This window comes from Pseudomonas sp. B19(2017) (assembly GCF_002113165.1).
GTDB lineage: Bacteria > Pseudomonadota > Gammaproteobacteria > Pseudomonadales > Pseudomonadaceae > Aquipseudomonas.
The window spans coordinates 235,188-242,850 of the sequence record NZ_NEJR01000007.1; the positions used below are offsets into that span (position 1 = coordinate 235,188).

The following is a 7,663-nucleotide window of genomic DNA, read 5'->3' on the forward strand; positions in this document are numbered from 1 at the left end:
TCATTAATTTTGACCAATTGGTCACCGCTCTTTTCCGTCCCCTGGTGTACACGCCCTGCTCAGCGCAGACGCTGCTCCAGAGCCAACGCGTTTACCGTCGCGGCACCGGAGGCGGTGTTGTCGAAAATACACCAGGTGCAAGCTCCGGCGGCATGGCTTTGCTGCAGGCGTTCAGCCAGTTGCTGGAGGTATTCGCTGGCGTACTCGCTGTGATAGATCCGCGGCTCGCCATGCAGGCGCCAGTAAACCAGCCCGGGCCATCCACCCGGCTGCCCATCGGTAACGAAACGCGCTGGGCTCGCCGCGACCTGGGCGATGTGCAGGTCGGCCAGCATCTGCTGCGCCGACTGCCAGCTGGCGTGCCTGGGTTCCAGCGCCACCGGTCCGGCATACCGTTGGCGCAGGCTTTCAAAGAAGCGGCGCGCCTGTTGAGGGTGATGTTGGAGGGATGGCGGCAGCTGCACCAACAGGCAACCCAGGCGGTCGCCCAACTGCCCGCATTGAGCGAGAAACGTGTCAAGCGCGTATTCGCATCCCTGAAGTTGCTGCTCATGGGTAATGGCTTTTGGCAGCTTCACTGCGAAGCGGAAACCCTCAGGCACCGAAGAGGCCCAACGGGCATAGGTTTCCGGGCGATGAGGGCGGTAGAACGAACTGTTGATTTCTACTGCATTGAAGCGGGTGGCGTAGCGTTGCAGATGGCTGCCAGGCTGCGCAAATGCCTCGGCATCACGACTGGACAGGCTCCATCCCGCACACCCCAGATAAATCATGACGGCCCCTGTCGTAAACCGCGGCTGCAACGGCAGAACATCATTCACCAAGCCTCGACCTTGCCGGTTCGGCTACTGGCCGGTTCATCACCGCACGCCTCGTCCTCATCTTCCCGCGCAACACGCCTGGCATACCCCACTCCCCACACCAGTGCCCGGCTCATGGTTTCCCCGGCGCGCTGGTCATAGGCTTGTTCGCACACCACCGAACCGTCGGGGCGATAGACCCCGATGAACAACTGGGTCGCCCCCGTGCGTGACAGGCGCGTCTGCACTTCGATGCAGGTGCCGGTGTCGAGCACTTCCTCATGGGTTTGATGGTGCAGAATCGGGTCGCACCACTGCCTGTAGGTTTCACCTCTTCTTTTCATGTGCCAGCCCTCATCTTTTCATGGCTGCTGATAATGCCCCGGCGATGTGCCTGGCTCATGATCATGTTGCAGACGCTGCACCTGTACGTCGGTGAACGATGACGCCTCGCTGCGGTGCAGGCCTTGCAGGTAGTCACGCGCCGCTTCGCGGCTAAGGTCTTCCTGGTCGCTGCGCAATTCGCAGGTTCCGGGTTGGTTGTCGAGGATGTAGCTGATCAGGTACAGATACTTGGCCATCGCTGTAACTCCTGGCGGGCTGAATGAACACGGGCGACTCAGCTCGATTGATCCTGGCTTGCGTGCAGCCGTTCAGCAGCGACGACGACCGGCTCTGGCGCATGAAGAGGAATAGCCGGGGCGTCTGCAGCCGCCCCGGTCGATTCAACGGTGATCAGCGGTTGTCATCGCTGTTGCGGCCGCCGCCGTGGCTTTGTTGGCCGCCCTTGCGGCCAGCCTCGGAGGCCCGCTCCGGATCGTTCTTGAAGTTGCCACCGGAGGCCTGCCCCCCCTTGTGCCCCGCTTCCGACGCCTTCTCGCGATCGTTGGCAAAGTTACCTGGATTGCTGTTGGCGGTGCCGCCCTGCTTGCCGCGGCTCTGGTCTTGGTTATTGGCCATGATCTTTACCTCAGGTTGTTGACACAGGATGTTCTGTGTTCACAAGTGACCCGCCGCAAACCGCACGTGGTGAAAATGTTTTCGCAGACGCTGACGAAATGCCTTAAGGAACTGGACGCCAGACATTCAGGCAACACAAGAAGGGGTCGCGCCTTTCGGCGCTCTTTTGGCAAAAGCAGTCCAGTCAGTAGAGCAAAGCGCACACGCTTGAAACTTTCCTGAGCCCGGCCAAGTCCAGACACCTATCGACCAGGCACGGGAGAAGGCAATGACCAGCACGGTAGGTGACTTTCTGGTAGAGCGCTTGTATCAATGGGGTGTACGGCGCATCTTTGGCTACCCCGGCGACGGCATCAACGGCGTATTCGGAGCCCTCAGCCGGGCCGAGGGCAAGATCCAGTTCATTCAGGCCCGCCATGAGGAAATGGCAGCCTTCATGGCCAGTGCCCATGCCAAGTTCACCGGTGAGCTGGGCGTATGCATCGCCACCTCTGGCCCGGGCGCTTCCCATTTGCTTACCGGCCTGTACGACGCGCGCATGGATCACCAGCCGGTGCTGGCCATCGTTGGCCAACAGGCGCGAGCAGCGCTGGGCGGGCATTACCAGCAGGAACTGGACCTGCTGTCGATGTTCAAGGACGTCGCAGGTGCCTTCGTTCAGCAGGCCTCGACCCCGGAGCAGGTGCGCCACTTGCTCGACCGCGCAATACGCACTGCCGTCGGCGAACGCCGGGTCACGGCCATCATCCTGCCAAGCGACCTGCAGGACCTGCCCTACCACGAACCACCGAAGGCCCATGGCACGCTGCATTCCGGCATAGGCTACAGCAGGCCCAGGGTGGTGCCCTTCGAGGAAGACTTGCAACGTGCCGCCGAGGTCCTCAACGCGGGACGAAAAGTGGCGATTCTGGTCGGTGCCGGTGCGCTGCAAGCCACCGGGCAGGTTATCGCGGTGGCCGAAACGCTGGGGGCAGGCGTGGCCAAGGCGCTGTTGGGCAAGGCCGTAGTGCCAGACGACCTGCCTTGGGTCACCGGCGCCATCGGGCTTCTCGGTACCGAACCGAGCTATCAGCTGATGAGCGAATGCGACACCTTGCTGATGATCGGCTCCGGCTTTCCCTACAGCGAGTTCCTGCCCAGGGAAGGCCAGGCCCGTGGCGTGCAGATCGACTTGCAGCCGGACATGCTCAGCCTGCGCTATCCCATGGAGGTCAACCTGGTCGGTGATGCCCGCGAAACCCTGCAGGCTCTGCTGCCGTTGCTGGAACACAAGGCCGAGCGGCGCTGGCGCGACCAGGTCGAAGGTTGGCGCGCACGCTGGGACAAGACCCTGGAAAAGCGCGCCCTGGTCAAGGCCGACCCGATCAACCCTCAGCGCGTGGTACACGAACTCTCTCCTCGCCTGCCCGACCAGGCCATCGTCACCAGCGACTCAGGGTCCTGCGCCAACTGGTTTGCCCGCGACCTGCAGATCCGTCAGGGCATGCAGTGTTCGTTGTCCGGCGGCCTGGCCAGCATGGGAGCGGCGGTACCCTATGCCATCGCCGCCAAATTCGCCCATCCGCAGCGCAGCGTGGTGGCACTGGTGGGCGACGGCGCGATGCAGATGAACAATCTGGCCGAGCTGATCACCGTCGCCAAGTACTGGCGGCTTTGGGAAAACCCCCAGTGGATCTGCGCGGTGTTCAACAACGAAGACCTCAACCAGGTGACCTGGGAACAACGGGTCATGGAGGGCGACCCCAAATTCGAAGCCTCGCAGGCGATCCCCGATGTGCCCTATCACCTGTTCGCCATCTCCATCGGCTTGCAAGGTATCTATGTGGAGCGCGAAGAAGACATAGCCGGCGCCTGGGAGCGGGCACTGGCGGCCGACCGGCCGGTGTTGATCGAATTCAAGACCGATCCGGACGTTCCGCCCTTGCCGCCACACATCAAGCTGGAGCAGGCGAGGAAGTTCGCCACCAGCCTGCTCAAAGGCGACCCGGACCAGGCCGGGGTCATCGTCCAGACGGCCAGGCAAGTACTCGGCTCGGTATTGCCGGGCAAGCATTGAGCAATGGCCGGAGGCGCCTCACCGTCTCAGGCAGGCCGCCTGGACACCCCCATTGGCGAAGCATCGCATTGGAACTTCGAGCCCGGCCAACGGCCTCCTCTTTCAGGGTTTACCGAAAACGGAGATACAACGATGAGTGCACAACTGAACGGCAAGCGCGTGGCCTTTCTGGTCACCGCGGGTTTTGAACAAGTCGAACTGACCGGCCCACGTGACGCCTTGGTGAAAAACGGTGCGATGGTCGATATCCTGGCTGACAAGGAAGGCACCGTGCGCGGCTGGAATCACGACAAGCCGGCCGACGCGTTCGCCGTGGACGCAACCTTCGAAAGCGCCCACCTCGATCTTTACGATGCCATCGTGCTGCCTGGCGGCGTACAGAATTCCGATAACATTCGCCTGATACCCGGTGCTCAAAAGCTGGTGAAAAGTCACAACGCTGCAAACAGGCCGCTGGCGGTGATCTGTCATGGCGCCTGGCTGCTGGTGTCGGCAGGCCTGGCCAACGGCAAGCGGATGACCAGCTACAAGACATTGCAGGACGATATTCGCAACGCTGGCGGCACCTGGGTGGATGAACAAGTGGTGGTGGACGGCAACCTGATCAGCAGCCGCAAGCCGGACGATATCCCGGCCTTCAACGAGCAGCTGATCAAGGCGCTGGCTGGCTGAGCCTGTACTATCCGCGACCGTGCTCCCGACGCTGCGCAGGCACCATGCCGGGGGCCGTGCTTCAGCCCGGGGCTTCGGCCCGGGGCTTTACGAAGCGGCTCGACGAAAGACCAGTACGCGTGAAACAGTGGTCTGGCATACGGCATCGTCCTGATTGAGTGTGGTGCTTTCAAGGACAGCGAAGCCCCGATCAGGCTTCGACTTCGACGCGGCAAGTTCCCTTATGGTTGTGGTGACTCGCAACAGGTCACCTGGTCGCACCGCCCTTGGCCAGGTGATCTCGCTGCCGGCACCAATGAGCCCTCCAGCCACTGGAACACTCTCCACCAACAATCGCATGGTAACCGCGCAGGTATGCCAGCCGCTGGCAGCCAATCCAGCAAAAAAGGTGTCCTTTGCAGCATCGACGTCCGTATGGAATGGCTGAGGGTCGAACTCCGAGGCGAAGTCCACGATCCGCTCCCGGGTCATTTCATACGCACCGCTGATGAAGGACTGGCCTACTTGCAAGTCCTCGAAACAGAGCCTGTCAGTTGCAGAAGCCATGGGTTACCTCCGGCGGTATACAAGGTAGCAACGGCATAGCGTAACGCCTGGAGCTGGCGCCAGTTAAGCCCTTCCTTGCGCTCACAGGTTTCTTCAGGCCGACCGGAATGAAGCGCCATATGCGCTCGCTGGCAAACGGTTGGCGCCGTCCGCTCTCAATCGGGAGCGGAAAGTCCCGGTCTGCGGTTCGCTCCGGTAAAGCCCGCGCTTCTGGAGCTCCGGTACTATCAGCTCGACAAAGTCCTCCAGTGTGCCGGGGCTGGTCAATGGATTGAGCATGTAGCCACTGGTGCCCGAGAGACGCGCATGGTGTTCGATCCGGTCGGCTACCTGCTGCGGCGTGCCCACCAGGATCAGGTCGGTACCCCGTGTCACGTTGGCAAAGCGCTGCCTGACGTCCCCCGCGGTCAACGGCTTGCCGCTGCCATCCGGGCGCATCATGTAGGAGGTCAGGCCTTCGGTATGATTCGACAAGGCATCACTGTCGGCATAGCGGTTCAGGTCGAAGCCGGTGTCGCCGGCATAGCTGACGAGCTGGGCCTCCAGATGGTAGTTGCTCTGCAGTTCGTCGTACTTGCGCTGGGCCTCTATCTCGGTTTTGGCGGTGACGATCCGCAGCACCGTCAACGATTGCACATCCCCCCGGCTGCGGCCACGGGCCTCGGCCATCGCCCAGATTTCTTCCAGGCCTTGGCGGATTTCCTGGGGGTTGGACTTGGCGATGAATATCAGCTCGGCATGTTTGGCTGCGAACTCGCGCCCTCTTCCTGACCACCCCGCCTGAATCAGCAACGGCGTGCGCTGTGGCGACGGCGCACAGAGATGTGGCCCGGCCACCCGATAACGCTCGCCAACGTGATCGACAGGCTTGACCCGTTCCCCTTGGGCATACACCCGGGCTGCCTTGTCGGCGACTACCGCATCATCCGCCCAGCTCCCTTCCCAAAGCTTGTAGACCACATCCATGAATTCCTCGGCACGCTCGTAGCGATCGCCATGCCTGATCATCTCTTCCAGGCCGAAATTGCGCGCGGCGCTGGAAAGATAGGATGTGACGATGTTCCAGCCGATCCTGCCTTGGGTCATGTGGTCAAGCGTGCTGAATCGCCGGGCGTGAGTGAACGGATGCTCGTAGGTCGTGCTGACGGTCGCGCCGAACGCCAGTTGCCGCGTGATGGCAGCCAGCCCAGGAATGATCATCAGCGGGTCGTTGGCAGGCGCCTCGACGGCCCATTTCACAGCCGCATCCGCGTTGCCGCCGTACACATCGTAGAAGCCCAGTACATCGGCGAAGAACAACATGTCGAGATTGGCCTGGTCGGCGATACGAGCCTGATTGGACCAGAACTCGAAGGTGTTGGCCGCCAGGCGCTCGTCAGCCGGATGAGTCCAGAGACTCGGTGCGCCACCGCAGCCGACACTGGCCTGTTCGTAGAGCGCAAACAATAGGGGCTTCGGATCGGACATCGGCGGTTACTCACAGGCAATGGTTTCTAAATAGTTAATAGCAATATAAAAACTATTTAAACAACCATTATGGAATATGCATGTGCCGCCGGGCTATAGCCGTCCCGCCCTGCGCGTGCTGCCCGGGCCAAGCCGTTGGTTACCTGGGCCAGAGCAGCAGGACCAACGCCAGCGGATCAGTTTTCACCGTTCAAGCCAGATGATCGACGCACGCTGTCGATTTCGGCCACGATCTGCCTCGTTGCCTCCTCGATCGGCCCTTCATTGCGACACAGTACCCAGCCATGATCCACAACCGCACGTTCGAACGCCTCGGTACACGCCACCTGCTCGTCCAGGCTATGGATTACCGTACTGCCCAGCCCGCGCGTTCGTGCCGCCGCCCTCGCCCATGAGGTAACAGGGGCCGTTACAACCCCGACGTGCAGGTCCGGCACTTGCACACGCCGCTCGATGTTCAACCGCAAGATCTCGTCGAACGGTACCGTGCGGCGAAATGCGGCATCAGACGGGTACCAGCGATCGATCAGAATGATGCTGCCCGGTGGCTGCGCTGGCAGAACCTGCCGGGAAATCCAGGCACGGCTCTCGGCAAAACGCTCGCATACCCTGAACTCCAGGTCCTGGGAGGGATGCCTGGCCAGCTGGTTGACGAGGGCCATGGTTGCTTCCCTGCAGGGGTCGTTTTTTTTCTCGCTAAGCCGGATGACTTTCTGGCCGGCAGCCCTCAAGGCTTTGGTAACCGCCTCAAGAAGCGTGGTTTTACCTGTGCCCTTGGGCCCATCGAGGGAAACGAACAGCGGGCGGTTCATTATTCAATACCAGTCGGTCCGGGCACGGGATGAGACCATTGATCGTGGCCTGGCTTCAAGAAGTCCTGCACGATCCGCTGACCGCTGTGTGCGCTCATGTACCGAATGAATGTCGCGAAAGGGCCGCAGAGCGGCCCCGGCGATTGTTGCGGTAATGCTGAAATCCGGGGGCCGCTTTGCGGCCCATCGCGACACAAGGCCGCTCCTGCAGAGGATTGGCGCCAGCCCTGAGGTGGCGCCGTACCTGTCAAGCCTTACACCGCCAGCGCGCGCTCACGCAGCTCGCTGTTGAGGATGCGGTCGTTCTCGCTGTAATCGACCGGGCAGTCGATCACGTGCACGCCCGGGGT

Annotated in this window: 10 protein-coding genes; 2 read left to right on the forward strand and 8 right to left on the reverse strand. The window is 61.7% G+C overall.

The window, feature by feature from the left end; genetic code table 11:
• Nucleotides 1–59: 59 nt before the first annotated feature.
• The 4 genes from CAF70_RS13030 to CAF70_RS13045 form a co-directional block, all read right to left on the reverse strand.
• Nucleotides 60–773 carry a DUF72 domain-containing protein gene (locus CAF70_RS13030; RefSeq protein WP_085625169.1) on the reverse strand — a complete coding sequence of 238 codons (714 nt, stop codon included), beginning with the start codon at nt 771–773 and terminating at the stop codon, nt 60–62.
• A gap of 44 nt (nt 774–817) precedes the next feature.
• Nucleotides 818–1,144 (reverse strand): hypothetical protein, encoded by a 327-nt coding sequence (locus CAF70_RS13035; protein WP_085625170.1) that lies wholly within the window; start codon nt 1,142–1,144, stop codon nt 818–820.
• Nucleotides 1,145–1,162: 18 nt separating this feature from the next.
• Nucleotides 1,163–1,381 (reverse strand): hypothetical protein, encoded by a 219-nt coding sequence (locus CAF70_RS13040; RefSeq protein ID WP_085625172.1) that lies wholly within the window; start codon nt 1,379–1,381, stop codon nt 1,163–1,165.
• A 154-nt stretch (nt 1,382–1,535) separates the two neighbouring features.
• Nucleotides 1,536–1,760 carry a general stress protein gene (locus CAF70_RS13045; protein ID WP_085625174.1) on the reverse strand — a complete coding sequence of 75 codons (225 nt, stop codon included), beginning with the start codon at nt 1,758–1,760 and terminating at the stop codon, nt 1,536–1,538.
• A 268-nt stretch (nt 1,761–2,028) separates the two neighbouring features.
• Here CAF70_RS13045 and CAF70_RS13050 point away from each other — a divergent pair, with 268 nt between their 5' ends.
• On the forward strand, nt 2,029–3,816 hold the full coding sequence (locus CAF70_RS13050) for a thiamine pyrophosphate-requiring protein (protein ID WP_085625176.1): 1,788 nt from the start codon (nt 2,029–2,031) through the stop codon (nt 3,814–3,816).
• Nucleotides 3,817–3,948: 132 nt separating this feature from the next.
• A complete protein-coding gene (locus CAF70_RS13055) occupies nt 3,949–4,488 on the forward strand; it encodes a type 1 glutamine amidotransferase domain-containing protein (RefSeq protein WP_085625178.1) in 540 nt (179 codons plus the stop codon).
• Between the two features lie 87 nt (nt 4,489–4,575).
• Here CAF70_RS13055 and CAF70_RS13060 read toward each other — a convergent pair whose 3' ends face one another.
• From CAF70_RS13060 to CAF70_RS27925, 4 genes are all read right to left on the reverse strand, one after another.
• On the reverse strand, nt 4,576–5,034 hold the full coding sequence (locus CAF70_RS13060; RefSeq protein ID WP_085625179.1) for a MaoC family dehydratase: 459 nt from the start codon (nt 5,032–5,034) through the stop codon (nt 4,576–4,578).
• 93 nt (nt 5,035–5,127) lie between these two features.
• Nucleotides 5,128–6,501, reverse strand: coding sequence for an LLM class flavin-dependent oxidoreductase (locus tag CAF70_RS13065; protein WP_085625180.1), 1,374 nt, complete (start codon nt 6,499–6,501; stop codon nt 5,128–5,130).
• Between the two features lie 176 nt (nt 6,502–6,677).
• Complete coding sequence (locus tag CAF70_RS13070) at nt 6,678–7,313, reverse strand: dTMP kinase (RefSeq protein WP_085625181.1); 636 nt, start codon at nt 7,311–7,313, stop codon at nt 6,678–6,680.
• A 254-nt stretch (nt 7,314–7,567) separates the two neighbouring features.
• The coding region (locus CAF70_RS27925; protein ID WP_256573270.1) for a hypothetical protein at nt 7,568–7,663 on the reverse strand (96 nt) is incomplete at its 5' end.